Origin of the sequence: Nonomuraea sp. NPDC026600, assembly GCF_040638335.1 — a bacterium.
Lineage (GTDB): Bacteria > Actinomycetota > Actinomycetes > Streptosporangiales > Streptosporangiaceae > Nonomuraea.
Window position 1 is genome coordinate 118161 of the sequence record NZ_JBEZYD010000028.1, and the last position, 25207, is coordinate 143367.

The 25207-nt window shown below is 68.8% G+C and carries 26 protein-coding genes; 16 read left to right on the top strand and 10 right to left on the bottom strand.

The window, feature by feature from the left end; genetic code table 11:
* The first annotated feature begins 2 nt into the window (after nt 1–2).
* The 5 genes from htpX to AB0F17_RS44990 all read left to right on the top strand — a co-directional run bounded on the left by htpX (nt 3) and on the right by AB0F17_RS44990 (nt 5839).
* Nucleotides 3–902, top strand: a complete 900-nt coding sequence (gene htpX, locus AB0F17_RS44970) for a zinc metalloprotease HtpX (RefSeq protein ID WP_358036329.1) — start codon at nt 3–5, stop codon at nt 900–902.
* A 6-nt stretch (nt 903–908) separates the two neighbouring features.
* The gene (locus AB0F17_RS44975; RefSeq protein ID WP_358036331.1) at nt 909–1466 is read left to right on the top strand and encodes a hypothetical protein; all 558 of its coding nucleotides are present in this window, start codon (nt 909–911) and stop codon (nt 1464–1466) included.
* A gap of 25 nt (nt 1467–1491) precedes the next feature.
* The gene (locus AB0F17_RS44980) at nt 1492–2928 is read left to right on the top strand and encodes an alpha/beta fold hydrolase (protein ID WP_358036333.1); all 1437 of its coding nucleotides are present in this window, start codon (nt 1492–1494) and stop codon (nt 2926–2928) included.
* A 130-nt stretch (nt 2929–3058) separates the two neighbouring features.
* The gene (locus AB0F17_RS44985; RefSeq protein ID WP_358036335.1) at nt 3059–5185 is read left to right on the top strand and encodes a serine/threonine-protein kinase; all 2127 of its coding nucleotides are present in this window, start codon (nt 3059–3061) and stop codon (nt 5183–5185) included.
* A 36-nt stretch (nt 5186–5221) separates the two neighbouring features.
* Nucleotides 5222–5839, top strand: coding sequence for an SIMPL domain-containing protein (locus AB0F17_RS44990; RefSeq protein ID WP_358036337.1), 618 nt, complete (start codon nt 5222–5224; stop codon nt 5837–5839).
* A 14-nt stretch (nt 5840–5853) separates the two neighbouring features.
* On the opposite strand, the gene nadA is transcribed toward AB0F17_RS44990, so the two are convergent.
* On the bottom strand, nt 5854–7011 hold the full coding sequence (nadA, locus tag AB0F17_RS44995; RefSeq protein WP_358036339.1) for a quinolinate synthase NadA: 1158 nt from the start codon (nt 7009–7011) through the stop codon (nt 5854–5856).
* A 157-nt stretch (nt 7012–7168) separates the two neighbouring features.
* Here nadA and AB0F17_RS45000 point away from each other — a divergent pair, with 157 nt between their 5' ends.
* Together AB0F17_RS45000 and AB0F17_RS45005 are read left to right on the top strand one after the other, a co-directional pair.
* Nucleotides 7169–7522: an iron-sulfur cluster assembly accessory protein gene (locus AB0F17_RS45000; protein ID WP_358036341.1), complete on the top strand. Its 354-nt coding sequence runs from the start codon at nt 7169–7171 to the stop codon at nt 7520–7522.
* Between the two features lie 123 nt (nt 7523–7645).
* Nucleotides 7646–8632, top strand: coding sequence for a carbohydrate kinase family protein (locus AB0F17_RS45005; RefSeq protein ID WP_358036343.1), 987 nt, complete (start codon nt 7646–7648; stop codon nt 8630–8632).
* 79 nt (nt 8633–8711) lie between these two features.
* Here AB0F17_RS45005 and AB0F17_RS45010 read toward each other — a convergent pair whose 3' ends face one another.
* The 3 genes from AB0F17_RS45010 to AB0F17_RS45020 all read right to left on the bottom strand — a co-directional run bounded on the left by AB0F17_RS45010 (nt 8712) and on the right by AB0F17_RS45020 (nt 10619).
* A complete protein-coding gene (locus AB0F17_RS45010) occupies nt 8712–9143 on the bottom strand; it encodes a CBS domain-containing protein (protein WP_358036345.1) in 432 nt (143 codons plus the stop codon).
* A 91-nt stretch (nt 9144–9234) separates the two neighbouring features.
* A complete protein-coding gene (locus tag AB0F17_RS45015; RefSeq protein ID WP_214637838.1) occupies nt 9235–9480 on the bottom strand; it encodes a sulfurtransferase TusA family protein in 246 nt (81 codons plus the stop codon).
* A complete protein-coding gene (locus tag AB0F17_RS45020) occupies nt 9477–10619 on the bottom strand; it encodes a cysteine desulfurase family protein (protein ID WP_358036347.1) in 1143 nt (380 codons plus the stop codon). The genes AB0F17_RS45015 and AB0F17_RS45020 overlap by 4 nt, the downstream gene beginning before the upstream one ends.
* 174 nt (nt 10620–10793) lie before the next feature.
* On the opposite strand from AB0F17_RS45020, the gene AB0F17_RS45025 reads away from it, so the two are divergent.
* The 4 genes from AB0F17_RS45025 (at nt 10794) to AB0F17_RS45040 (ending at nt 15072) form a co-directional block, all read left to right on the top strand.
* Nucleotides 10794–11594, top strand: coding sequence for a cytochrome c oxidase subunit II (locus AB0F17_RS45025; protein ID WP_358036349.1), 801 nt, complete (start codon nt 10794–10796; stop codon nt 11592–11594).
* Nucleotides 11591–13252, top strand: coding sequence for a cytochrome c oxidase subunit I (ctaD, locus tag AB0F17_RS45030; protein WP_358036351.1), 1662 nt, complete (start codon nt 11591–11593; stop codon nt 13250–13252). Before AB0F17_RS45025 ends, ctaD begins: the two co-directional genes overlap by 4 nt.
* A complete protein-coding gene (locus AB0F17_RS45035; RefSeq protein ID WP_358036353.1) occupies nt 13252–13665 on the top strand; it encodes a cytochrome c oxidase subunit 4 in 414 nt (137 codons plus the stop codon). The genes ctaD and AB0F17_RS45035 overlap by 1 nt, the downstream gene beginning before the upstream one ends.
* 141 nt (nt 13666–13806) lie before the next feature.
* Nucleotides 13807–15072 (top strand): Ig-like domain-containing protein, encoded by a 1266-nt coding sequence (locus tag AB0F17_RS45040; protein WP_358036355.1) that lies wholly within the window; start codon nt 13807–13809, stop codon nt 15070–15072.
* A gap of 103 nt (nt 15073–15175) precedes the next feature.
* Here AB0F17_RS45040 and trpD read toward each other — a convergent pair whose 3' ends face one another.
* Both trpD and AB0F17_RS45050 read right to left on the bottom strand, forming a co-directional pair.
* Nucleotides 15176–16222 (bottom strand): anthranilate phosphoribosyltransferase, encoded by a 1047-nt coding sequence (trpD, locus tag AB0F17_RS45045; RefSeq protein ID WP_358036357.1) that lies wholly within the window; start codon nt 16220–16222, stop codon nt 15176–15178.
* A gap of 9 nt (nt 16223–16231) precedes the next feature.
* Nucleotides 16232–16630, bottom strand: a complete 399-nt coding sequence (locus AB0F17_RS45050; RefSeq protein ID WP_358036460.1) for a hypothetical protein — start codon at nt 16628–16630, stop codon at nt 16232–16234.
* 196 nt (nt 16631–16826) lie between these two features.
* Here AB0F17_RS45050 and AB0F17_RS45055 point away from each other — a divergent pair, with 196 nt between their 5' ends.
* Genes AB0F17_RS45055 through AB0F17_RS45070 form a run of 4 tightly spaced genes read left to right on the top strand, consistent with a single transcriptional unit; the run spans nt 16827 to nt 21068 of the window.
* On the top strand, nt 16827–17477 hold the full coding sequence (locus AB0F17_RS45055; RefSeq protein ID WP_358036359.1) for a heme-copper oxidase subunit III: 651 nt from the start codon (nt 16827–16829) through the stop codon (nt 17475–17477).
* 14 nt (nt 17478–17491) lie between these two features.
* Nucleotides 17492–18304, top strand: coding sequence for a c-type cytochrome (locus tag AB0F17_RS45060; RefSeq protein WP_358036361.1), 813 nt, complete (start codon nt 17492–17494; stop codon nt 18302–18304).
* On the top strand, nt 18301–19413 hold the full coding sequence (locus AB0F17_RS45065; protein ID WP_358036363.1) for a Rieske 2Fe-2S domain-containing protein: 1113 nt from the start codon (nt 18301–18303) through the stop codon (nt 19411–19413). Before AB0F17_RS45060 ends, AB0F17_RS45065 begins: the two co-directional genes overlap by 4 nt.
* Nucleotides 19410–21068, top strand: a complete 1659-nt coding sequence (locus tag AB0F17_RS45070; RefSeq protein ID WP_358036365.1) for a ubiquinol-cytochrome c reductase cytochrome b subunit — start codon at nt 19410–19412, stop codon at nt 21066–21068. The genes AB0F17_RS45065 and AB0F17_RS45070 overlap by 4 nt, the downstream gene beginning before the upstream one ends.
* Nucleotides 21069–21168: 100 nt before the next feature.
* Here the strand turns inward: AB0F17_RS45070 and AB0F17_RS45075 are convergent, their stop codons facing one another.
* The gene (locus tag AB0F17_RS45075; RefSeq protein WP_358036366.1) at nt 21169–21822 is read right to left on the bottom strand and encodes a TetR/AcrR family transcriptional regulator; all 654 of its coding nucleotides are present in this window, start codon (nt 21820–21822) and stop codon (nt 21169–21171) included.
* Between the two features lie 68 nt (nt 21823–21890).
* On the opposite strand from AB0F17_RS45075, the gene AB0F17_RS45080 reads away from it, so the two are divergent.
* Entirely contained in the window at nt 21891–22451 is a 561-nt protein-coding gene (locus AB0F17_RS45080; protein WP_358036368.1) for a TIGR03086 family metal-binding protein, read from the top strand.
* Nucleotides 22452–22621: 170 nt separating this feature from the next.
* Here the strand turns inward: AB0F17_RS45080 and tsaA are convergent, their stop codons facing one another.
* The 3 genes from tsaA to AB0F17_RS45095 form a co-directional block, all read right to left on the bottom strand.
* The gene (gene tsaA, locus AB0F17_RS45085) at nt 22622–23023 is read right to left on the bottom strand and encodes a tRNA (N6-threonylcarbamoyladenosine(37)-N6)-methyltransferase TrmO (protein WP_358036370.1); all 402 of its coding nucleotides are present in this window, start codon (nt 23021–23023) and stop codon (nt 22622–22624) included.
* A 179-nt stretch (nt 23024–23202) separates the two neighbouring features.
* Nucleotides 23203–23490 (bottom strand): Lrp/AsnC ligand binding domain-containing protein, encoded by a 288-nt coding sequence (locus AB0F17_RS45090; protein WP_214637825.1) that lies wholly within the window; start codon nt 23488–23490, stop codon nt 23203–23205.
* 9 nt (nt 23491–23499) lie between these two features.
* Complete coding sequence (locus AB0F17_RS45095) at nt 23500–25200, bottom strand: DEDD exonuclease domain-containing protein (protein ID WP_358036372.1); 1701 nt, start codon at nt 25198–25200, stop codon at nt 23500–23502.
* Between the last annotated feature and the right edge of the window lie 7 nt (nt 25201–25207).

Sequence of the window (25207 nt, forward strand, 5' to 3'; positions counted from 1 at the left end):
CCGTGAGCAGCACGCGGTTCGCGCCCGACCGCGGCCTGACCAGCCGTATGGTCGTGACGATGTTCCTGCTCGGGCTGCTCTACGTGGCCTTCGTGGGCGTCCTGATCGCCGTCGGCGTACAGGCTCTGGTCGTGCTGGTGTTCGCCGGGGGCCTGCTGCTCGTGCAGTACTTCCTGTCCGATCGCATCGCGCTGTTCGCGATGCACGGCCGCGAGGTCTCACCGCAAGAGGCTCCCGAGCTGCACGGCATGGTCGACCGGCTGTGCGCGATGGCCGACATGCCCAAGCCCCGGGTGGCGATAGCGGATTCCGATGTCCCCAACGCCTTCGCCACCGGCCGCAACCAGCAGAATTCGGTTCTCTGCGTGACGACTGGCATCCTGCGCCGCCTGGAGCCCCAGGAGCTGGAGGGCGTGCTGGCACATGAGCTGTCGCACGTCGCCCACCGCGACGTGGCGGTCATGACGATCGCCTCGTTCCTCGGCATCGTCGCCGGGTTGATGACCAGGTTCGCCCTGTACACCGGCCTGGGCCGCAGCCGCGACAACAACGGCGGCCTGCCGATCGGGCTGATCATCATGCTCGTCTCGATCGTCGTGTACGCGATCAGCTTCCTGCTCACCCGCGCCCTGTCGCGCTACCGCGAACTGGCCGCGGACCGGGCGGGCGCGTTGCTCACCCAGCGGCCGTCGGCCCTGGCCAGCGCGCTGACCAAGGTCACCGGCGACATGGCCAGGATCCCCAGCCGCGACCTGCGCGAGGCGGAGCCGTTCAACGCCTTCTACTTCGCCCCCGCGCTGGCCAAGGGCACCTCCATCGCCAACTTGTTCTCCACCCACCCACCGCTGGAGCGCCGCCTGGAGCAACTGGCCAGGATCTCCGCCCAGCTCGGAAGGGGCTAAAACCGCATGGGCTGGCTCGACACCCTGCTAGGCCGGTCGAAGCCGGTACAACCCAACCTCGACGCGCTGTTCGCGCTGCCGTCCGCGGCGGTGACGCTGCAGGCCGCCACCGGTCTCGTCCCCACCGGTCTCGGCTCGGTGTGCTTCCGCGCGGCGGAGGGCGGCGCGTTCGCCACGCTCGAACGCGACGTGCACGACCTGCTCGGCGACCGCGTCGACAAGTCCTCCGACAGTTACGGCTACACCTGGCTCCTGGTACGCCGTTCGCCCGACGACGTCAGTGACCTGGTCACCGAGCTCCACGCGGTCAACTCCTCGATGGAGGGCGCCGGGTTCGGCCCCTCGCTGCTCTGCTCGCTGGTGTCGTTCGCCGACGCCAACGGCCGGCGGCTGGCGGTCGTCTACCTGTACAAGCGAGGCACGTTCTACCCGTTCGCGCCCCTGTCCGGCCAGCACCGCGACAACGCGCTGGAACTCCAGGCCAGAGGCGCGCTGGAGGGCGAGCTGCCGCTGGAGCAGGATCTCGGCCGCTGGTTCCCGGTGTGGAGTGCCCCCGGGCTCTGATCGCACCGGGTGATCTAATGATCGCGTGGAGCGAAGACTGCTGGTGCTCGCGGCCACGGCGTTCGTCGTGGCCGCCGTGCTGTACAGCGCGTGGATGCCCGGCCAGTTCACCAGCCCGCTGGTCGACAGGACCGACGGCCTGGTCGGCGAGCTGGCGGCGCGCGACCAGCCGTCGACGCGCCTGTTCAGGACCAGTGACGTGCTGTCGGGCCTGGCGATCGTGCTCGGCGTGGCGGTGACGTACAGGGTGCGGCGCGAGTGGTCCGGCTGGCTCGCGCTGGCGGCGTTCGGCGTCCTCGTGATCGCCGGCGGGCTGTTCCCGCTCGACTGCGCCGCGCTGGGCGATCCGGTCTGCGAGCTCACCCCGCTGTCCCTCTCCCACCACGTCCACGCCGTGACCGGCGTCCTCGCCACGCTCGCCGTACTGGCCGCGATGGCCCTGCTGAGCCGGTGCTGGAACGCGTGCGGCGCCTGGCTCATCACCGGCGCCGCCCTGGGCGCCACCGCGCTGACACTGACGGCCATCGCGGGCGGGTACCTGGCGGGGGTGGCGCAGCGCGCGCAGGCGACGCTGACGGCGATATGGCTGGTGTACGTCGCACTCCGGCTGCTGGTGGCCGATGACCCGGTCGACGGCGGCCCGGTTTCGGGCGGGTGGTTGGTCGGCGGTCTGGTTTCCGGGGTGGTGGGGGGCGCGGGGGCGCACGTGGTCGTTCAGGGGGAGGGGCCGGTGGTGCTCATCAGCGCGGGGCTGGGCGGTGCGTGGTTCCACTGGGATCGGGTGGCCGCCGAGCTGGCGCGGAGCCATCGGGTGGTCCGCTTCGACCGGTCCGGTCTCGGCCGCAGCCCCGCCTCGCCGACCCCGCCCACCCTGTACGGCGAGGCCGCCCGCCTGGCCGCCCTCGCTCCCGCCCATCCCGAACAGGTCACCGTGGTCGCCCACTCGGTGGCCGCCTGGCACGCGGAGGCGTTCGTCCGGCTGCATCCGATGTACGTGTCCCGGCTGGTGCTCGTGGACCCGAGCCGCGACGTCCGCCGCCGGCGCGCCTCGTCGTTCGGCAGGGCGGTCGGCCCGTGGCTGCCCGCGCTGGGCAGCGCGTGGGGGGCGACCGCGCTCGCCCTGCTGGCGGGTCCGGCCGTCCATCGGATGGTCAACGGCTTGCCCGACCACGGGCGCGCGTACCGTAAGGGCCGGGTGCTCGCCGCGGCGGCGGGGGAGTGGCTCGCCCGGCACGACATGGCCGCCGACCTGCGCCGCGTCAGGGCCCGGCACGCCTTCCCCGACGTGCCCGTGACCGTGATCAGCTCGCGCGGGAGAGCGCGCGGCCAGGCGCGGCTGGCCGCCGAACTGAACGCCGACCTCGTCCACCTGACCGCCTCGGCCCGCCGAATCCACCTCGCCGCCTCTGCCCCGATCGCCGCCGCCGTCCGCCGCGATCGGGCACCCGGCTCCTCCGGCTGACCGGCAACCCGCCTGGGCGCCTCGGGTGGCTGGGCGAGGTGTTTCGGGAGGTACGTGCGCTGATGGGCTGACGAGGAGCGCTGCAACCCACCAGAATGGCGGAAAAGACGCCATATATGGGGGTTGCACAATGCCGGACCTCGCGGCCCTTCGGCCAGGGGATCCCGCGTCGGTGGGGGAGTACACCTTGTCGGGGCGGCTGGGCGAGGGCGGGCAGGGGACCGTCTACCTCGCGACCGCCGCCAACGGCGCGCGGGTCGCGGTGAAGTTACTCCGCGCGGACCTGGCGGGGGACCACGAGGCGTCGGAGCGGTTCGTCCGCGAGGTGGCGATGGCGCGGCGGGTCGCGCCCTTCTGCACTGCCCAGGTCATCGAGACGGGGCTGTTCGGCCGCCTGCCGTACATCGTCAGCGAGTACATCGACGGGCCGACGCTCGACGACGTGGTGCGCACGGACGGGCCGCGCTCGGGGACGTCGCTGCATCGGCTGGCGATCGGTACGGTCACCGCGCTCGTCGCCATCCACCAGGCGGGCATCGTGCACCGCGACTTCAAGCCGTCGAACGTGGTGCTGGCCTCCGACGGGCCCCGGGTGATCGACTTCGGCATCGCCAGGGCGCTCGACCTGACCTCGTCGTTGACCGCCAGTGCCATCGGGACGCCGTCGTTCATGGCGCCCGAACAGCTCACGGACGCGGCTCCCGGGCCTCAGTCGGACATGTTCGCGTGGGCGTGCACGCTGCTGTTCGCCGCTTCGGGGCAGCCGCCGTTCGGGCAGGACAGTCTGGCCGCGGTGGTCAATCGGATCATCCACACCGATGCCGACGTGACGCCGATCGAGGATCCGGCGCTGCGCTCGCTGGTGATGGACTGCCTGGCCAAGGATCCCGCGCGGCGGCCGACGGCGAGTGAGGCGCTGATGCGGCTGCTCGGCCACGGGCCCGGCGGCGCCTCGCCCGGCCTCCTGCGCCAGGGCACGGCCGTGGCCGCCTCGGGTCCGGTCCCGCCGGTGATCTCGGGGCCCGTGCCGCCGAGGAATCCCGTGCCGCCGGGGATGGGCTCGGTGCCTCGGTACGGCGCCGCACCTTCGTACCAGCAGCCTCCTCCGCCCCCGTTCTACCAGCAGCAACTCCCCCTGCCCCTGCCGCCCACCCGGACAGGCGGCCGGCGGGGCACCGGGTGGATCGTCGCCACGGCGGTCGCCTGCACGCTCGTGCTGGCCACGGTCGGCACCATCGTCGTGGTACGGCTCGCGTCCCTGCCCGACCCGGGCATCACGTCCTCGCCGACGCCCGACAACACGAACAAAACGGATAACTTGGCGACGCCGACACCAAGCCCGACCCCGACGCCCACCCCCACGTCCAGCGCGAACCAGACCACCCGGACGATCGCGCTGCCCGGCAGCTCGGTCGAGATCCGCGAGAACGGCTCCGACCCGATCAAACTGGCCGCCTACAGCCTGGACAGCGGCAAGCGCGTCTACGTCAGGCGGGCCGCGTCCGACGACTTCACGCTCAACAGCCGCTACTTCGAGTACGCGCTGGCCGCCGACGGCACCCGCGCGCTGGCCACCGACGTCGACTACAGCACCGACGGCTACGGCCTCGTGTCGATCATCGACCACCGGACCGGCGCCAGGCGCACGGTGAAGCTCAGCGTCAAGCCGGTGTTCCCGACGACGCCGCGCTGGTCGCCGGACGGCAAGCTCGGCCTGGTGACGCTCTTCAAGGACGCGGGCGGCAAGAGCGTCGAGTACGGCTACGGCGTCATCGACGTCGAGAAGGGCACCGGCAAGGTCTACGAGATCAAGGAGAAGGGCGCGGGCGAGTGGCGCTTCTTCTGGGACGCCGACGGGCAGGCCGTCGGCACGTGGGTGGGCGGCCGGATGAAGTTCTACGACCTGGACGGCAACGCGCTGCGCACACTGACCGGCGCGGGCTCGCCCGTCTGGGTGGAGGGCGACGACGTCTCCCCGTCGGGCGGGCTGTTCCTGTCGCACTGCGGCACGGCGGGTGACACCCTCTGCGCCAGGTCCACGACGGGCGGCGGCACGCCCGTCACCATCCCCTTCGCCTCCAACCGGCTCATCGGCTGGTGGGATGACCAGCACCTGGCCGTGTGGCGGGCCAAGGGCGCCGGGTACGAGGCGGTTGTCATCGATCTGAAGGGGCAGGTCAGCAGAGTGCTGGCCACCGCGGCGAAGCAGGCCGAGTTCGACAAGATGGGCCTGCGCTACAGCCGCGGGACGCCCTGACGAACCTGCCGATCCTACGGACCCAAGGGGGTACGCGTGGAAACGGAGCACGAGCAGATCGCCGTCGCCGGCGAGGGCGCGGTCTCGGCCGCGCCGAACGTCATGCGGCTGAACACCGGCGTCGAAGTACGCAGGACCTCGGCCGCCGAAGCCTTCGCGGCCGTCCGGGCCGCCGCCGCCCGGCTCACAGAGGCGCTGATAGGGGCCGACATCGCCCCTGAGGACCTGCGCACCAGCGAGCTTTCCCTCGGCCCCGAGTACGAGGTCTACCCCAAGGTGGCTGCCTACAGGGCCGCGCAGGGCGTCGAGGCGCTGGTCCGCGACCTGTCGCGGGCCGACCGGGTGATCGACGCCGTGGCCGCGGTGGGCGAGGAGGCGCGGCTGAACGGCGTCTCGTTCGAGCTGTCCGACCCCGCCGGGGTGCTGGTGGAGGCGAGGGTACGGGCGTTCCGCGACGCCGCCGCCAAGGCCGCCCAGTACGCCGGACTGGCCGGGCGCCCGCTGGGCCGGGTCGTCTCGGTGACCGAGGAGCTGAGGGGCGGGCCGCAGCCGCTGGCGTTCGCCACGCTCGCGGCGGAGGAGAGGGGGTCGATCAGCCCCGGACACCAGACCTTGTCGATCGGTGTCCGGGTCGTCTACGCCTTCGGTGACTAGCGGAGCCCGTGGTGCTAAGGGAGGGCCAGCATGCGGTCGAGGGCGACCCTGGCCCAGTGGGCGGTGTCGTCGTCGACCGTGATCTGGTTGACGACCTCCCCGAGCGCCAGCGACTCCAGCGCCCACACCAGGTGCGGCAGGTCGATCCGGTTCATGGTCGAGCAGTAGCAGACCGTCTTGTCGAGGAACGAGACGTTCTTGTCGGGGAACATCACGGCGAGCCGCTTGACCAGGTTCAGCTCGGTGCCGATCGCCCAGCTCGAACCCGCGGGGGCCGCCTCCAGCAACTTGATGATGTGCTCGGTCGAGCCGACGTGGTCCGCCTTGAGCACCACCTCGTGCTGGCACTCGGGGTGGACCAGCACGTTGACGCCCGGGATGCGGCGCCGTACGTCATCGACGGACTCGGCCGTGAAACGGCCGTGCACCGAGCAGTGGCCCTTCCACAGGATCATCCGCGCGCGGTCGAGCTGCTCCTGGGTGAGGCCGCCGTTCGGGCGGTGGGGGTTCCAGACGACGCAGTCGTCCAGGGACATGCCCATCTCCAGGACCGCGGTGTTGCGGCCGAGATGCTGGTCAGGCAGGAACAGCACCTTCTCGCCCCGCTCGAAGGCCCAGTCCAGAGCCCGCTTGGCGTTGGAGGAGGTGCAGACCGCGCCGCCGTTCCGGCCGCAGAACGCCTTGATGTCGGCGCTGGAGTTCATGTACGTGACGGGAATCACCCGATCGGCGAGACCGGCGTCCTCCAGGGCCTCCCAGCACTCCTCGACCTGGTCGAAGGTGGCCATGTCCGCCATCGAGCAGCCCGCCGCCAGGTCGGGCAGGATCACCTTCTGCGTCTCACCGGTCAGGATGTCGGCGGACTCGGCCATGAAGTGCACGCCGCAGAAGACGATGAACTCCGCCTCCGGCCTGGCCGCGGCCTGCCGCGCCAGTTTGAAGGAGTCGCCGGTGACGTCGGCGAACTGGATGACCTCGTCACGCTGGTAATGGTGGCCCAGCACGAACAACCGGTCACCGAGCGCCTCCTTCGCCTTGCGCGCCCGCTCCACCAGGTTCGGATCGGAGGCGGGCGGCAGCTCACCAGGACAGTCGACCCCCTTCTCGCTGTGTGGATCGGCGTCCCGGCCGAGAACGAAGAGCGGCAGCCCAGTCTGGGTGGCCATGGCCATACCCCCTTATCGTCGAACTGACGATACTCATCATGACATATGGGGCGTAGCGCTTATTCCGGGGGTCCAGGGGGCAGGGAATGTGTAGCACCGGGGATGTGTTGGTAGCGTCTTAGTAGGACGTCGTAAACAGACAGCCGGGTTAGGGAGTCAGCAGATGACGGTTGAGAGCAACGAGACCACGACGCAGGGCCTGATCCTGACTGACGCGGCCGCCGCCAAGGTCAAGGCTCTGCTCGAGCAGCAGGGCGAAGAGGGCTTGCAGCTGCGCGTGGCCGTGCAGCCGGGCGGTTGCTCCGGTCTCCGTTACCAGCTCTTCTTCGATGACCGCTCGATGGACGGCGACGTCGTCACCGACTTCGGCGACGTCAGCGTGGTCACCGACAGGATGAGCGCCCCCTACCTGCTGGGCGCCTCCATCGACTTCGTGGACACGATCGAGAAGCAGGGCTTCACCATCGACAACCCCAACGCCACCGGCTCCTGTGCCTGTGGCGACTCCTTCAACTAGTCCTCGACTAGTTCGGAGTGGGTGAGGTCCCGCTCGCATTCGTGCGCGCGGGGCCTTCGCGTCCTTCCTCGCGTATCCTCGTTTGGGCTTATTGGCTTGCTGACAACGAGGAAGAAGAATCCCGTGCGCATCGCCGTCACCGGCTCCATCGCGACCGACCATCTGATGACCTTCCCAGGAAGCTTCGGCGAACAACTCATCGCCGAGCAGCTTGACCGGGTGTCACTCTCCTTCTTGGTCGACGACCTGCAGATCCGCCGCGGTGGGTGCGCGGCGAACATCGCCTTCGGCATGGGGTGCCTGGGGCTCACCCCGATCCTCGTGGGTGCGGTCGGCTCGGACTTCGCCGACTATCGCTCGTGGCTGGAGCGCCACGGCGTGGACTGCGACTCCGTGCACGTCTCCGAGAACCACCACACGGCTCGCTTCCTGTGCACCACGGACGAGCACCACAACCAGATCGCCTCGTTCTACACCGGCGCGATGGCAGAGGCGCGGCGCATCGAGCTGCGGCCCGTCTCCGACCGCGTGGGCGGGCTCGACCTGGTCCTGATCAGCCCGAACGACCCCGACGCCATGCTGCGTCACACCGACGAGTGCCGCCAGCGCGGCATCCCGTTCGCCGCCGACCCCTCGCAGCAGCTCGCGCGCATGGCCGACGAGCAGATCCGCGACCTGGTCGACGGCGCCGCCTACCTGTTCTCGAACGACTACGAGAAGGGGCTCATCGAGCAGAAGACCGGCTGGTCCGACGCCGAGGTCCTGGACCGGGTGGGCGTCCGCATCACCACGCTCGGCCCCAAGGGCGCCGTCATCGACCGCGCGGGCGAGCCGTCCATCCAGGTCGCGCCCGCGCCGGAGGCGGGCAAGGCCGACCCGACCGGCGTCGGCGACGCCTTCCGGGCGGGCTTCCTGTCCGGTCTGGCCTGGGGCCTGTCGCTGGAGCGCTGCGGCCAGCTCGGCAACCTGACCGCCACGCACGTGCTGGAGCGGGTCGGCGGGCAGGAGTACGAGCTGGGGCAGAAGGCGTTCGTGGCGCGGTTCGGCGCCGCCTACGGGGCCGGGGCCGCCGAGGAGATCGCGGGCCTCGTCCACTGCCACCACGCCTGACACGCACCACCGCGACCGAACGCGAGCCGCCCCGCCGCACGATCAGTGCGGCGGGGCGGTGCTCTTCCTGGCCGGACGGTCAGGTGCCCGCGTAGACGCGGTGCACGAATTCGGCCAGCAGATCGTCGGGCAGGTGCTTGGCCAGGTCGGCCTCGGAGATCATGCCCACGATCCGCATGTCCTCCATCACTGGCAGCCGCTTGATCTGGTGCTGCTCCATGAGCTGGAGCGCCTCCTCGACCGTGGCGTCGACCGGCACCCAGACCAGCCCGACCACCAGGTCGCCCGCCCGCATGTAGGCCGGGTCACGTCCTTCGGCCACGCACTTGACCACGATGTCGCGGTCGGTGATGATCCCGGTCACGCGGTCGTCGACGCAGACCGGCAGCGCTCCCACCTGGTTGTCGCGCATCATCTGCGCGGCCCGGTCGAGCGTCTCGTGCGCGGGGATGCACTCCACGCCCTCGCTCATCACGTCGCGGGCGGTCTCGTGCGGGTGTCCATCCGTCATGTCTCTTCCCCCCGGAGGTCGGTGATAGGGCTCCGAGGGGTTATTACCCGTTTGGGATGGTTTACGCCGTTTATGCCGTACGTACCAGATGTCAGTAATTGCGGCGTACGTGAATGGACCAGCCGCCCTGCGGCAGTTCGTAGGAGCCCACGTGGCGGTGGGACTTCAGGCGGCACCACGCCGGGACGTCCGTGAACGCGGCCGGATCGTCGGCCAGGACGGCGATCACGGCGTTGAGCGGGACATAGTTGATCTGCTCGGCGAGCATGATGATCGGAATCGGGCACTTCTTCCCGAGCGCGTCGATCGTCAATGACGGCTGAATAACCTCGGTCATGCGACTCCTGCGTCCTGCCGGATTCGGTGCACCACATCGGGCAGCACGGCGAGGAACCTGTCGACCTCGGCCGCGGAAGCGCCCCTGGGCAGTGACACCCGGACATTCCCATGCGTGAGCACGCCCATCGCTTCCAGAACGTGCGATGGACGAAGCGTACTAGCGGTGCATGAACTCCCGGACGATACCGCGAATCCGGCTTTGTCCAGCTCGGTGAGCAGCACCTCGCCGTCGACGTAGAGACAGGAGAAGGTCACGATGTGAGGCGCCCGCTCGACGGGATCGCCGATCACCTCCACGTCGGGCACGATCTCCGGCACGGTCCGCCGGATCTTGTCGACGAGCGCGGACAGGCGGGAACGTTCCCGCACCGCCTCGGCGGTCATCGCGCGCAGGGCGGCCGCGGCGGCGACGATGGCCGGCACGTTCTCGAACCCGGGGACCCGGCGCTTTTCGCGCTCGTCCTCCGGCAGGAACGACCGGAACCGCGTGCCCTTGCGCACCGCCAGCACACCCACCCCGGCGGGGCCGCCCCACTTGTGGGCGCTCGCGGTCAGGACCGACCAGCCCTGCGGGATCGGCAGCCGCCCGGCCGTCTGGGCGGCGTCGACCAGCAGCGGGACGCCGTGCTCCTGGCAGGCGGCGGCCACCTCGTCCACCGGCTGGAGTGTGCCGACCTCGTGGTTGGCCGTCTGCAGGCAGGCCAGGCCCGTGTCGGGCCTGGACACGGCGGCCTTGAAGGCGGCCGGGTCGACGCGTCCGCGTAGATCCACCCCCACGATCTCCACCGTACCGCCGCCGCGTTCGTGCAGGCTGGCGGCGTGCAGCACGCTGGAGTGCTCGACCGCGCCGGTCACCAGGTGCCGTCCGGCCCGCCGCCTGCCGTGTAGGGTGCCGAGCACGCCGAGATGCACCGCCTGCGTGCCCGAAGAGGTGAACGACACCTCGTCGGGACGCGCGCCGAGCGCCTCGGCCACCTCCGTACGGGCCTGCTCCAGCAGCAGGTGCGCACGGCGGGCCTGGCCGTACAACCTCGCGGGGTCGGCCCAGCCGACATCGATCGCCGCCAGGAGCGCTTCGCGGGCCTGGGGGTGGAGCGGCTCGGTCGAGGCCGCGTCAAAGTACGCCACGAGACCCATCGTCCCACTTGCGGTCCACCATTGAGGGGGCGCGCAGGAGGGCGGGGCTCTTGCACGCTAATGTGTCTCCAATCAGCTGTGCTTTTAGACATACGAGCGCCCAGGAGGACTCCTGGGCTTCATCTGTGGGGTAGGCGATCCGTGAGTCCGACCCGCCGTTCGACACGGCGTTCGTTGGCCCGGCGCAGAGTGCCGCGAGCCGCCGCTTTGGCGTTGCTGCTGGCCTCCGCTACGGCATGTGCTAATGACATTCCCAAGGCCGATTGGTCCAAGGGACTGCTTCCCGAGCACATCACCAGCCAGGGCGACATCGTCCAGAATCTTTGGAACGGGGCCTGGGTCGCCGCACTCGCCACGGGCGCCGTGGTCATCGTCCTGATCATCTGGGCGTGTGTGTTCCATGTGAAGCGCAAGGCCAAGGCCGAGCTCCCGCCGCAGGTCCGTTACAACCTGCCGATCGAGATGCTCTACACCTTGATCCCGCTGGTCATGGTTTCGGTGTTCTTCTTCTTCACCGCGCGCGACAGCCGGGATCTGCAGGTGCTCTCCGGCCACCCTGATGTCAAGGTCAAGGTGGAGGCGTTCCAGTGGAGCTGGCGGTTCACCACGACGGTCAACGGCAAGACGTTGAAGCCGGTCGTGGGCCAGCCCGTGAGCGACTACAAGTCGGGCCCGCAGCTCGTGCTGCCGATGGGCAAGACGGTGGAGTTCGAGCTGGAGTCACCCGACGTCATCCACTCCTTCTGGGTGCCGGCGTTCCTGTTCAAGCGTGACGTCATCCCCGGCCTGGCCAAGGACAACAAGGGCCGCTTCTTCGAGATCAAGACGCTCACGCTCGACGACCCGAAGGTCTTCGCGGGTCGCTGCGCCGAGCTGTGCGGCGTCGACCACAGCCGCATGCTCTTCTCGGTGAAGCTCGTCAAGCAGGCTGAGTGGGACCAGTACATCGCGACCCAGGCTGGGAGTGCCCAGTGACCGCCATCCAAGAGCCACTCCCGACGACCGCCCGGCCCGTTACCAAGGGCCAGGTGATCGTGAAGTGGATGTCCAGCACCGATCACAAGATCATCGGTCACCTCTATCTGATCACGTCGTTCGCCTTCTTCCTGATCGGCGGCATCATGGCGCTGATCATGCGGGCCGAGCTGGCGCAGCCGGAGCTGCAGTTCACCAGCAACGAGCAGTTCAACCAGCTGTTCACCATGCACGGCACGATCATGCTGCTGATGTTCGCGACACCGCTGTTCGCCGGCTTCGCCAACGAGCTGATGCCGCTGCAGATCGGCGCCCCCGACGTGGCCTTCCCGCGACTGAACATGGTGAGCTACTGGCTCTACCTGTTCGGCAGCATCATCGCGGTGTCGGGCTTCTTCACCCCCAACGGCGCCGCCTCCTTCGGCTGGTTCGCCTACACGCCGCTGTCGACCGCGATCAGCTCGCCGGGCATGGGCGGTGACCTGTGGATCATGGGTCTGGCGCTGTCGGGCCTGGGCACGATCCTCGGCTCGGTGAACTTCATCACCACGATCATCACCATGCGCGCGCCGGGCATGACGATGTTCCGGATGCCGATCTTCACCTGGAACATCCTGCTGACCAGCATGCTCGTGCTGATGGCCTTCCCGGTGCTGGCCGCCGCGCTGCTGGCTCTGGAGGCCGACCGCAAGCTCGGCACCCACGTCTTCGACGCGGCCAACGGAGGGGCGCTGCTGTGGCAGCACCTGTTCTGGTTCTTCGGCCATCCGGAGGTCTACATCATCGCGCTGCCGTTCTTCGGCATCGTGAGTGAGATCTTCCCGGTCTTCAGCCGCAAGCCGGTCTTCGGCTACATCAGCCTCGTGGCCGCGACGATCTCGATCGCCGGCCTGTCGATCACGGTCTGGGCGCACCACATGTTCCCGACCGGGCAGGTGTTGCTGCCGTTCTTCTCGTTCATGACGTTCCTCATCGCGGTGCCGACGGGCGTGAAGTTCTTCAACTGGATCGGCACGATGTGGCGAGGGCATCTCTCGTTCGAGTCGCCGATGCTGTTCTCGATCGGCTTCCTGATCACCTTCCTGCTGGGTGGCCTGACCGGTGTCATCCTGGCCTCGCCGCCGCTCGACTTCCAGATCAGCGACACCTACTTCGTCGTGGCCCACTTCCACTACGTGGTCTTCGGCACCGTGGTGTTCGCGATGTTCGCGGGCTTCTACTTCTGGTGGCCCAAGTTCACCGGCAAGATGCTCGACGACAAGCTGGGCAAGGTGCAGTTCTGGTTGCTGTTCATCGGCTTCCACACCACGTTCCTGATCCAGCACTGGCTCGGCGTCATCGGGTTCCCACGCCGCTATGCCGACTACAGCGCCGCCGACGGCTTCACCGACCTGAACCTGATCTCGTCGGTCGGCGCGTTCGTGCTCGGCCTGTCGGTGCTGCCGTTCTTCTACAACGTCTGGAAGACCGCGCGCACCGGGCAGAAGGTCACGGTCGACGACCCGTGGGGCTACGGTAACTCGCTCGAATGGGCGACCTCCTGCCCGCCGCCGCGGCACAACTTCACCTCGCTGCCGCGGATCCGGTCCGAGCGTCCCGCGTTCGACCTGCACTACCCGCACGTGTCCGCCAAGAGGCCCCAGGAGGTCGAGGCCTGATGAAGGTTCAGGGTTGGCTGTTCCTGCTGTGCGGCCTGTTCTTCGCCGGTGTCGACATCGCGTACTGGTTCTGGACCAAGGCGGAGTCGGGTCACGGAGAGCCGGTCGGCACCACGGCCATGGCCATCTCGGTCGGCTTCGCGTTCATGATCGGCTACTACCTGATGTTCACAGCGCGGCGCATCGGCGCCCAGCCGGAGGACAACAAGCAGGCCGAGATCAGCGACGGCGCCGGTGAGATCGGCTTCTTCAGCCCGAGCAGCTGGTGGCCGCTGTTCCTGTGCCTGGCGGCGGCGTTCGCGTTCGCCGGGTTCGTGATCGGGTTCTGGATGTTCCTGATCGGCGTTTTCCTGATCCTCATGGCCATGATCGGATTCGTGTTCCAGTACTACCGGGGTAACTTCTCGCACTGACAGCGAGGCTTGCGGCGGGTGTCCTCTTCTGGGAGGGGGCGCCCGCTTTTTGCTGTTCTTTGTCGGGGGGCGGATGTGACGAATCAATCACTCAGGGTAATAAGTGAGGGGAATGGAGCGATCTCGGACGGGGGAGTGCACGTGGGGCGCTTGGCTCATGGATCGGCCGGACTGCTGGCCCTGGCTCTGCTGGCGTCGTGCTCGGGGTCCGAGACCGGCACTACCGGAACCGCCGGCCCGGTGGGCGCCACCGGGGGTGCGACTGCGGGGGCGGTCGGCAGCCCGGCCGTGGCCGGGGCGGGGACGCCGGCCGCGGGGGCCACGGTGGTGGTGAACCCGCTCAACAAATCCGAAAATATCCCTACAGACCACACCGTAGTCGTCGCCGCCCAGTCCGGCACGCTCAAGAGCGTCCGCATCCAGGGCGGCAAGGCGGGCCAGTTGCCGGGCGTGCTCAGCGCCGACGGCACCAGCTGGCGCAGCACCCGGATCGCCAAGCCGGGCACCACGTACACGGTCACCACGCTCGCCGCCGGCGCCGACGGCAGGACGGCCGAGACCACCAGCACGTTCTCGACGGTCAAGGCGGACAAGTTCTTCGACCTCGAGACGGTGACGCCCAACAGGTACGACACCGGCCTGACGGTCGGCGTCGGCATGCCGGTCATGATCACGTTCGACCGGCCGATCACCGACCGGGTGGCGGTCGAGCGCAACCTCACCATCCGCAGCTCGAAGCCGGTCGAGGGCGCCTGGCACTGGTTCGACGACCGGCACGTGGACTTCCGGCCGGTGAAGTACTGGCCCGCCCACACCAACGTCCGCCTGGAAGCCCACCTGGCCGGGGTACGGGGCGCCGAAGGCGTGTACGGCAAGCGCGACTTCGCCTTCAACTTCAGGATCGGCCGTGAGCAGATCACCAAGGGCAGCACCAACGTCCACGTGCTGACGGTCCGCCGCGACGGCAAGAAGATCCGTACCATGCCGATGAGCGCCGGCCAGGGCGGGGCCTGGAAGTACTACACGACCTCCGGCGTCCACCTGGCCATGTCCAGGGAGCCGGTGACCGTCATGACCTCACCCGGCATCGGGCCCGGGTCGGCGGGCTACTACCAGCTGACCGTCTACAACACCGTACGCATCTCGAACAGCGGCGAGTACATTCACAGCGCGCCGTGGTCGGTCGGCTCGCAGGGCTACTCGAACGTGAGTCACGGCTGCGTGAACGTCAGCCCGGAGAACGCGGCCTGGTTCATCAAGAACACGTTGATCGGGGACCCGATCATCATCACGGGCACACCCCGTCCGCTGGAGCCGACCAACGGGTGGGGGCACTGGCAGGAGAGCTGGAAGGAATGGCTCAAGTGGAGCTCGCTCAAGGCGGCACCGACGATGCACATCCACTGACGGCTCCCGTACGCCCTCGTGGCGGCCTGCTGAGCGGGCCGACGTCGCCAGTAGCCTGTTGAGGGAGCCGACGTGTCAGCGGTCTCCTGAGCGAGTCGGCGTGTCAGGCGGGGCGGAGGGAGCGGCTGGTCGCTATCCAGCGGTCCAGGGTGGCCGAGCCGTTGCCGGAGTCGACGGCCTGGGCGGCGCGGGCGTAGGCGTCGATCATGGCCGCGTCGAGGTCGTCGCCGGGCCCGTCCAGCGCCACCAGGGCCGCCGCCGCGTTGAGGAGCACGGCGTCGCGCACCGGGCCTGTCTTGCCGCGCAGGAGGTCGTGGACCGCCTGGGCGTTGAAGCCGACGTCGCCGCCCCTGAGGGCGTCCGCGTCGGCCCGGGGGATGCCCAGGACGGCGGGGTCGAAGACGGTCTGGGTGGCGGCACCGTCCTTGACGATCCAGACCGTGGAGGTCGTCGCGATCGTCAGCTCGTCGAGGCCGTCGTCGCCGCGGAAGACCAGGGCGGAGACGCCGCGCTCGGCGAAGACGCCCGCGAGGACCGGCAGCATGCGCTTGTCGAAGACGCCGATGGCCTGGGCCGCGGGGCGGGCCGGGTTGGTGAGCGGGCCGAGGAAGTTGAAGACCGTCGGGACGCCGATCTCCTTACGCGGCGGCCCGGCGAAGCGCAGCGCGGGGTGGTAGACGGGGGCGAAGCAGAAGGCGATGCCCGCCTCGCGGGCGACGTGGGCCGTCTGCTCGGGCGTCAGGTCGAGGTGGATGCCGAGGTGCTCCAGGACGTCGGCGGCGCCGCAGGAGGAGGAGGCGGCGCGGTTGCCGTGCTTGACCACGCGGGCGCCCGCGGCGGCGGCCACGATGGCGGCCATCGTGGAGACGTTCACCGTGTGGGCGCGGTCGCCTCCGGTGCCGACGACGTCGACGACCGGGCCCTCGATGTGGAGGGGGGTGGCCAGCTCCAGCATGGTGCGGGCCAGGCCCACGACCTCGGCCACCGTCTCGCCCTTGGCCCGCAGCGCGATCGCGAACCCGGCGATCTGGGCCGACGTCGCGGAGCCGGACATGATCTCCCGCATCGCCCAGGACGTCTCGTCGGCGGTCAGATGCTCACCTGACAGGAGAGCCGAAAGCAGGGCGGGCCAGGTCGTCCGGGCATCCACGGGAGGCACCTACTTCGCGTTGAGTCGGGTCGAGGCGCGGCGGCGCATCAGGTCGGCGACGGTTTCGGCCAGCACCATGGGCTCCAGCGGCTGCGGGACCACGGCGTCGGCCTTGGACCAGTCGGCCAGCCAGCGGTCGTCGCGCCTGGCGATGATCAGGCAGATGGGAGGGCAGTCGTAGACCTCGTCCTTGGCCTGGCGCGAGACGCCCATGCCGCCCGCCGGCTGGGTCTCGCCGTCGAGGACGGCCACGTCGATCTCGCCGGAGCCCAGCCACTGGTGCACCTTGGGCTCGGTGGCGCACTCCACGATCTCCACGAAGGGGACATCGGCGGCGGGTCGCCGGCCGATCGCCAGCCGTACCTCTTCACGGGTGGCGGCGTCGTCGCTGTAGACGAGGACCCTCATCGTGTCGTCGGTGCTCACGGTCGCGCTCACTATCGGTCGAAGCGATATGGTCACCTGGAATCGTACCGGTGCCCCGGCCCCCATACCCAGGCCGCTGCCTCTAGCGGTCGTTTTGTCCCTATTTTCTTGGGTTGTTGGCATGTTTGTCGCTGCTACGGGGGGGTCGTGCGTCGGACCGGCTACAGAAGCCGCAATAATGCTGCCCGTGGCGACAGCATCCGCAATAACTTCGACGACGACAGCACAGCCGTACCGCAGACCCAATCTGGTCAGCGTCGGTACGATCGTCTGGCTGTCCTCCGAGCTCATGTTCTTCGCGGCGCTGTTCGCGATGTACTTCACCATCCGGTCGGTGAGCGAGGGCAAGGGCCTCGTGTGGGGCCCCGCGCTCCTCATGCAGGGCGTGGAGGCCGAAGGCGCTCACCTGAACATCCCGTTCGCGACGGCGAACACGATCATTCTGGTTCTGTCGAGTGTGACGTGCCAGATGGGCGTGTGGGCCGCGGAGAAGGGACAGGTCGGCAAGCTCCGCTTCTGGTACCTCGTCAGCTTCCTGATGGGCGCGGTCTTCGTCGCCGGTCAGCTGTACGAGTACGGCGAGCTGGCGAAAGAGGGCGCGACCCTGTCCGCGAACGCCTTCACCTCGGTGTTCTACCTGACGACGGGCTTCCACGGCCTACACGTGACGGGTGGCCTGATCGCGTTCCTGTTCATGCTGGGACGCACGTACGCCGCGAAGCGCTTCACGCATGAGCAGGCCACCAGCGCGATCGTCGTGTCCTACTACTGGCACTTCGTCGACGTCGTCTGGATCGGCCTTTTCGCGACCATCTACATTATTCGTTAAGGAACGGGATCTCTGTGACTAGGATCACCGCTTGGCGGCGGCATCCCCTCGCGAGATACGCCGTCCTGATTTTCGCGTTGGCGCTGGTCGGGATGGCATACACCGCCTTTGTCCAGGTGGGCAAGCCTGCCGACGCGGCACTCGCGTCAGGCAGGGTCGACGACGTGGCCGAGGGTAAGGCCCTGTTCGAGGCACACTGCTCCAGCTGCCACGGGCTCAACGCGCAGGGCATCTCCGGCAAGGCCCCCACGCTCATCGGCGTCGGTGCCGCGGCCGTCGACTTCCAGGTGAGCACGGGCCGCATGCCCGCGGCCGACTCCGGCGCCCAGGCGCCGCGCAAGCCGCTGCCGGACTGGGTCAACCCGGATGCGATCAGCAAGCTCGGCGCCTACGTGCAGTCGCTCGGCGGCGGCCCGCAGGTGCCCGGCCAGGAGCAGGTCGACGCCAAGCTCGGCGACGCGGGCAAGGGCGGCGAGCTCTTCCGCGCCAACTGCATCCAGTGCCACAACTGGGTCGGCGCGGGCGGTGCACTGACCCGAGGGAAGTACGCCCCCAACTTGAACCAGGCGTCTCCCACTCAGATCTACGAGGCGATGGTCACCGGCCCGCAGGCGATGCCGGTCTTCAACGACTCGACGATCACGCCTGAAGAGAAGCGCAGCATGATCGCCTACATCACCCAGGTTCGCGCGCAGAAGGACCCTGGAGGTTTCGGCCTCGGACGTATTGGCCCGGTCACCGAAGGTCTCGTAGCGTGGATAGCGGGCCTCAGTGCCCTCGCCCTCGCAGCCATCTGGATCACCGCGAAGAAGCGACAGAAGTCATGACAGACAACGAGCACGAGATCGAGCAGCCGGACGAGCGCGTTCCCAAGCGCGTCATCGGCACTCCCGTGCCGGGCACCTCGATGCTCGGCACCCCCGAAACGGCGGAAGCCGAGGTCGACGTCCCGGGCGTCACGCTGCAGGACGAGACGAAGGCGCGCAAGGGCGAGAGGATCGCGACGCTCTGCTTCGCGGTCACCTTCGTCGCGGGCATCGCGTTCATCATCTCCTACGTCTACTTCCAGGTCGGCAGCCCGGAGAGCACAGGTGTCTCCAACCTCGCGCTCGGCAGCACGCTGACGCTGGCGCTGCTGGGGCTGGCCTGCGGCATCGTGGTCTGGGTCCGCATGATCATGCCCAAGTACTCCCTGGTCCAGGAGCGCCACCCCATGGTCTCCGCCGAGGACGACCGTGAGTACGTCGCCGAGACCTTCGTGCAGGGCGCCAACGAGAGCGGCTTCGTCAAGCGCAAGCTGATGCGCCGCACGCTGCTGCTCGCGGCCGCGCCGCTGGGCCTGCTCCCGGTGGTGCTGCTGCGCGACCTGGACAACTCCAAGATGCCCGGCGCCGCCTTCAACAAGACGCTGCGGCACACGGTCTGGGGCGAGAAGACCAAGGAGGGCAAGCCGCTCAGGCTCGTCGTCGAGGGCACCGGCCAGCCGATCCGCGCGGCCGACTTCAACTCGCCGGGCGGCATCCTGTCGGTGGTGCCCGAGGGCTACGAGCACGACCTGAACGCCCTGGCCAAGGCCACGCTGATCCTGATCAAGTTCCGCCCCGAAGAGATCAAGTCGGGCGTCAACCAGAACTGGACGCACGACGGCATCGTGGCCTACTCCAAGATCTGCACGCACGTGGGCTGCCCGGCGGCCCTCTACGAGCAGACCACCCACCACATCCTCTGCCCCTGCCACCAGTCGACCTTCGACGCCGCCGACGGCGCCAAGGTCATCTTCGGCCCGGCCGCCAGGCCACTGCCGCAGTTGCCGATCACGGTCGACGGCGAGGGATTCCTCATCGCCCAGGGCGACTTCAAGGTGCCGCCCGGTCCCAGCTACTGGGAGCGCGGCGACGCGGAAGCCGAGGCCAGGTCCAAGGGAGGCCAGGCATGAGCGAGCTGACCACCGTTCCCAAGGCCATCGTGGGCCCGTCCAACTTCCTGGACGAGCGCCTCGGCGCGGCCAACTTCCTCAAGCGCAATTTCCGCAAGGTCTTTCCCGACCACTGGTCGTTCCTGCTGGGTGAGATCGCGCTCTACTCCTTCGTCATCCTGCTGCTGACCGGTACGTTCCTGACGTTCTGGTTCAAGCCCAGCATGGGGGAGATCGCCTACGACGGCTCGTACGCCCCGCTCAAGGGCGTCATGATGTCCGAGGCCTACGCGTCGTCGCTGGAGCTCAGCTTCGACGTCCGGGGTGGACTGCTCATGCGGCAGATGCACCACTGGGCGGCCCTGATGTTCGTGGCCGGCATGACGGTGCACGCGCTGCGCGTGTTCTTCACCGGCGCCTACCGCAAGCCGCGCGAGCTCAACTGGCTGATCGGCGTCGGGCTGCTGACGCTGGCGCTCCTCGAGGGCCTGACCGGCTACTCCCTGCCTGACGACCTGCTGTCCGGTGCCGGTCTGCGGATCACCGAGGGCGTGATGATCTCGCTGCCGCTCGTCGGCACGTACCTCACGTTCTTCCTGTTCGGCGGCGAATATCCGGGTGAGGATGTCATCGCCCGGTTCTTCTCGCTGCACATCCTGCTCATCCCGGGCATCATCCTGGCGCTCGTCTCCGCCCACATGGTGCTCATGTGGACGCAGAAGCACACCCAGATGCCCGGCAAGAACCGCAACAACCACAACGTGGTGGGAGCGCCCTTCTACCCGGCCTTCATGGCCAAAGCGGGCGCGTACTTCCTGTTCACGTTCGCGGTGGTGGCCGGGATGGCGACGTTCGCCCAGATCAACCCGATCTGGCTGTTCGGGCCCTACACGCCCGCCGACGTGTCGGCCGGTTCGCAGCCCGACTTCTACATGGGCTTCCTCGAAGGCGCGCTGCGCATCATGGTGCCGTGGGAGATCAACCTGTTCGGCACGTCCCATGCGGGCACACTGCCGCTCAGCGTCATCATCCCGGCGCTGGTGCCGATGGGCATCATCATGACGGGCCTGGCGCTCTATCCGTTCATCGAACGCTGGGTCACGGGCGATCACCGCGAGCACCACGTCGCCGACCGCCCGCGCAACAACCCGCACCGCACCGCGATCGGCATGACGGCCATCACGTTCTACGGCGTGCTCTGGTTGCTCGGCGCCAACGACGAGATCTCGGCGAACTTCCAGATCAGCCTCAACATGACCACGTACGTGGGGCGGGTGCTGATCTTCGTACTGCCCGCGCTGGCGTACGTGATCACCTATCGCACGTGTCTCGGCCTGCAGCGCTACGACGCGGCCGTCGTCTCGCACGGTGTCGAGTCCGGCGTGATCAAGCGGCTGCCGCACGGCGAGTACATCGAGCTCCACACGCCGCCGGACGATGACATCGAGGCGCACGTGCGGGGCAAGGAGCCGGTGCTGATGCTGCCGGTCGCGCCCGACAGCTCGGGCATCCCGCCGAAGGGGATGCGCGGCCCGCTCGGCAAGCTGCGCGCCCTCATGTCCAAGGCGTACGGCGGGGAGAAGATCCCTCTCGACGAGGGGCATGGGCACGGGCATGAGCATGAAGACGAGCACGCGGCTGTCGGCGCCGGCGATGACCATACGCTGACGCGGTAGTTCTTCCTCTTCATCTCCGGGCCCGGACGGATCTTCCGTCCGGGCCCGCTCTTTTGTGCGCCCCCGTGGCTCTGCCGTGGCCAGGACGGGGCGCCGCGAGCTATGCGGGTTCCGATGGGGTGGGGGCCAGGGAGGCCAGCAGCGTGCTGAGCATCTCCCGCCGATCCGGCCACGGGAACAGCGGGACGCTCGCGGTCAACGACGCGTACCCATGCAGGGCCACCCACAGGGCGGTGGCCGCGACCTGCGGCGACCGGCTCGCAGCGTAGCCCTCTTTCGCGCGGTCGCTCTTCGCGTAGTCGGCGACCGCCTCGGTCAGCCGGGTGAATGCCTGGCCGCCCGACAGATCCTCCAGCCGCGCCGCCGAGCCGGTGGTGGTGGGGTCGGCGGCGCTGTGTCTGCCGAACGCCACCCGATAGCGGTGCGGCTTGCTCTCGGCGAAGTCCAGATACGCCTCGCACAGCTTCCACAACCGCCGCGCGGGATCGGTCTCGCCCTCGACGGTCGTGACGAGCGCCTCATCGAGTTCGGTGAACGCCTGCGCCACCACCGCGCCGATGATCTCCTCGCGGTCGGCGAAGTGGGCGTAGATCGACGGGGCGGACACCCCTGCCTGGCGAGCCACCCCCCGAAGCGTGATCGCGTCCTCGCTGCCCGCCTGCTCCAGGAGCGCGGTCGCCGCCGCGACGATCTCGCCGCGCAGCCGGGAACCCTCGCCGCGCCTGTTCCGTGTGCGGTGCGTCTCACTACTCATGCAATGAGTTTACATCCGTTAGTTCAATGATGTAACCTTACGCTCGTTAGCTTACGAAGGGATCAGGCATGAGCCAGGTAGTCGACCAGATCGAACAGGCCGCCGACATGACGGCCGCCATCGTCACCGGCATCGCCGCCGATCAGTGGGACCGGCCCACGCTGTGCGCGGGCTGGGACGTCCGTACGCTGCTCAACCACGTCGTGGGCGGCATGCGGATCTTCGCCGCCGAGCTCGACGGGACCGACCCCGGTGCCGACCACGAGGCGGACTGGCTGGGCGCGGACCCCGTGGGCGCTTACGAGAAGGCCGCGGCGGCCGACCGCTCCGCGTGGCGCCGTCCCGATGCGCTGCGGCGGACCGTGCACATCTCCCTCGGCGCTCTCCCCGGACCGCTGGCCGCCGTGGTCCACCTGACGGAGATCCTCGTACACGGCACCGACCTGGCGGTCGCCACCGGCCAGGAATCCCTGGTCGACGAGGAACTGTGCGGAGACCTCCTGGTGACGATGCGCTCCATGGGCATCGACGCCTACCGGATCCCCGGCGTGTTCGACCCCGAGATCCAGACCACCGAAGACGCACCCCCGCACCGGCAGCTCCTCGCCTTCCTGGGCCGAGCCGTCTGACCACCCGTGGTCCAAGCCTTGAGGTCCTGGTGCTACGACGAGGGGCAAGGGAAGGACGATCACCCTCGATGAGGTAGAGGCCTATCGCGCCGCCCTTGCTCCTCAACAGATCAAGACCATCTTGGACGCCCCGATCCGTTGAGATCAGGCGCGTTGACCGCGGCCGGCCCCTAGCGCGTTGCGTCCAAGACAGGTTTCACGTCGACGATCGGGGTGCCGTCGACGGCCTCCAGATCGGCCACCCGCACCCCGAGCCCGTCGACCGCGAGCACCCGAACCCGGTGCAGACCGACGGGATTGGGCCGGTCGGCGGAACGGGTACTGAAGACACCGGTCAGCGGGTTCCGCGGATCATCGCGCGGATGTACGGCCAGCACGGACCGGTCCGCGAGATGCAGCCACGTAAGGACGAACGCCTCATCGCCCACCGTAAGATCACGAATCCCATCCGCCATAACGGGATCGAACATCAGCCAAGCCTCGGGAGCACCGTCCACACCCTGCTTCGGAGCGCTCGCGCGATCCACCAAGGACGACTGGACGACCCCGATCGGACGAATCTCGTACGTCATGACTTCTCCATACCGTGCGGCGAGAAGCCGCCGGAAGCCACGGTCTCACCGTCTCGTCACGGCGCCCAGCCCCGGACACCTCAGGACCGTATCCCTGGACAGAGCCCAGCCCCGCACCCGCATGGGGGCCCACCGTGCCAGCCGTAAAAGATCAAAAAGGTTTTATGGGGTGGGGCGGGTTAGTCGCTTTCTCCGAAGCCGATGGAGAACGCCGCATCAAGGTCGTGCTTGGAATAGGTGCGGAAGGCGATGTGGGTTTCGGTGTGGAGCACGCCGGCCACCTTGTTGAGACGCCCCGGGATCACCTCGGCGATCTGCTCGTAGGCGGCCACCCGCACCATCGCCAGCAGGTCGTATTCGCCGGTGATGGAGTAGACCTCGCTGACCCCGTCGATCTCGGCGATCGTCTGGGCGACCTCCGGGATGCGGTCTACCTCGGCGTTGATGTGGACGATAGCCGTGACCATGGGCCAACTCTAGCGGCCCTGATCGAGGCCGCGGTAGGCGAGGTCGATGCGGGCTTTGTGGCGGGCGGCGCCGTGGGCGGGCAGGCTCCACTCGCCCTCGACCTCCACCAGGCGGACGCCCGGCGACTCCAGCCAGCGCAGGATGCACTCGGTCTCTTCGGCGCTGGCCGCGTGGACGGGCCCGGGACCGGGGATGACGCTCTCGGCCGTGGCCACGAGGGACTCGACGTAGGGGACGGGGTGGGCGCCGCGCGGCATGACGCCGGCCGCGCTGAGCCGGCCGTAGCGGACGACGTGGATGTCCCAGCCGCCGTCGAAGGCCGGACTCGCGGCCACCATCTGGGGGATGCGGGTGATGGCCGTGAGGCGCTGCATGCGGGCCGCGGCGCGGACGAAGGCCGCGAGACGGTCGCGGTCGATGGACGCCTCCTCGTAGCGCTGCTCGACCGAGAGGCGTTCCATGCGGGCCGACACCGCGGAGAAGACGGCCGAGGCGTCGAGGGTCATGGCCCGGCGGGCGGCCTGGGCGTGCAGCGCGTAGTCGAGCCGGCTCTCCTTGCCCTCGCACGGCGCTCCGCAGCGGCCCATCTCATGCAGGACGCAGGCCGCGCGGTGGGTGCGCAGGCTGATCGGCTGGGTGCATTGGCGCAGCGGCACCGCCTCGTGCAGGGCGATGCGGGCGTCGTCGGCCGAGCGGCTGCTGGAGAACGGGCCGAGGTAGGCGGCGCCGTCGTCCTTGAGCTCGCGGACGATCGACAGGCGGGGGAACGGCTCGTCGGTCAGCTTGAGCCAGACGACCTTCTCCGGGAAGCGGGACCGGCGGTTGTAACGGGGTTTGGCGCCGCCGATCAGGCGTAGCTCGCGTACCTCGGCTTCGAGGGCGGTGGTGCAGACGATGTGGCGGACGCGTTCGGCGATGCCGATCATCTCGCGGATGCGCGGGCGGGTCTCGCTGGCGGTGAAGTAGGAGCGGACGCGGTTGCGCAGATTGGTGCTCTTGCCGATGTAGAGGACCTCGCCGCGTTCGTCCTCGAAGAGGTAGACGCCGGGGGAGTGCGGCACCGAATCGGCCAGGTGGCGCTTGCGCTGCTGCTCGGGGGTGGGGGCGCGGACGAAGGACTTGAGCTCTTCGAGCGTGTTGACCTGGAAGGAGCCGGCCCGCTCGATCAGGCCGTGGAGCACGTGGACGGTGGCCTGGGCGTCCTGCAGGGCGCGGTGGCAGGGATCGGTCGGGCTGCGGAAGAACCTGGCCAGCGTGGCGAGCTTGGCGTTGGGCGTCTCGTCACGGGTCAGCACGCGGCGGGCCAGGTCGACGGTGTCGACGACCGGGTTGGCCGGCGGGGGATATCCGTGGGCGGCGCAGGCCGCCTTGACGAAGCGGGTGTCGAAGCTCGCGTTGTGGGCGACCAGGGTCGTGCCGCGGATGAACTCCAGGAAGGCCGGCAGCACCGACTCGATGCGCGGCGCGGCCACCACCATGGCGTCGGTGATGCCGGTCAGCACGGAGATGAACGGCGGGATCGGCCCGCCGGGATCGACCAGCGTGGAGAACTCGCCGAGCACCTCGCCCGCCCGCACCTTGACCGCGCCGATCTCGGTGATCATGTGATCGGCCGGTGAGCCCCCGGTCGTCTCGAGGTCGAACACGACGAACGTGACGTCGCTCAGCGGTGCGCCGAGCTCGTCGAGAGTGCCTTGAACCGGATCCACGAACCAA

Coding starts and splice junctions, on each gene's coding strand:
- AB0F17_RS45015 (WP_214637838.1), bottom strand. CDS start 9,480: ATGACCGAGGTTATTCAGCCGTCATTGACGATCGACGCGCTCGGGAAG.
- AB0F17_RS44985 (WP_358036335.1), top strand. CDS start 3,059: ATGCCGGACCTCGCGGCCCTTCGGCCAGGGGATCCCGCGTCGGTGGGG.
- AB0F17_RS45065 (WP_358036363.1), top strand. CDS start 18,301: ATGACAGACAACGAGCACGAGATCGAGCAGCCGGACGAGCGCGTTCCC.
- AB0F17_RS45055 (WP_358036359.1), top strand. CDS start 16,827: ATGCTGCCCGTGGCGACAGCATCCGCAATAACTTCGACGACGACAGCA.
- AB0F17_RS45035 (WP_358036353.1), top strand. CDS start 13,252: ATGAAGGTTCAGGGTTGGCTGTTCCTGCTGTGCGGCCTGTTCTTCGCC.
- nadA (WP_358036339.1), bottom strand. CDS start 7,011: ATGGCCATGGCCACCCAGACTGGGCTGCCGCTCTTCGTTCTCGGCCGG.
- AB0F17_RS45070 (WP_358036365.1), top strand. CDS start 19,410: ATGAGCGAGCTGACCACCGTTCCCAAGGCCATCGTGGGCCCGTCCAAC.
- AB0F17_RS45080 (WP_358036368.1), top strand. CDS start 21,891: ATGAGCCAGGTAGTCGACCAGATCGAACAGGCCGCCGACATGACGGCC.
- AB0F17_RS45020 (WP_358036347.1), bottom strand. CDS start 10,619: ATGGGTCTCGTGGCGTACTTTGACGCGGCCTCGACCGAGCCGCTCCAC.
- AB0F17_RS45000 (WP_358036341.1), top strand. CDS start 7,169: ATGACGGTTGAGAGCAACGAGACCACGACGCAGGGCCTGATCCTGACT.
- AB0F17_RS45075 (WP_358036366.1), bottom strand. CDS start 21,822: ATGAGTAGTGAGACGCACCGCACACGGAACAGGCGCGGCGAGGGTTCC.
- AB0F17_RS45090 (WP_214637825.1), bottom strand. CDS start 23,490: ATGGTCACGGCTATCGTCCACATCAACGCCGAGGTAGACCGCATCCCG.
- tsaA (WP_358036370.1), bottom strand. CDS start 23,023: ATGACGTACGAGATTCGTCCGATCGGGGTCGTCCAGTCGTCCTTGGTG.
- AB0F17_RS45050 (WP_358036460.1), bottom strand. CDS start 16,630: ATGAGGGTCCTCGTCTACAGCGACGACGCCGCCACCCGTGAAGAGGTA.
- AB0F17_RS44975 (WP_358036331.1), top strand. CDS start 909: ATGGGCTGGCTCGACACCCTGCTAGGCCGGTCGAAGCCGGTACAACCC.
- AB0F17_RS45010 (WP_358036345.1), bottom strand. CDS start 9,143: ATGACGGATGGACACCCGCACGAGACCGCCCGCGACGTGATGAGCGAG.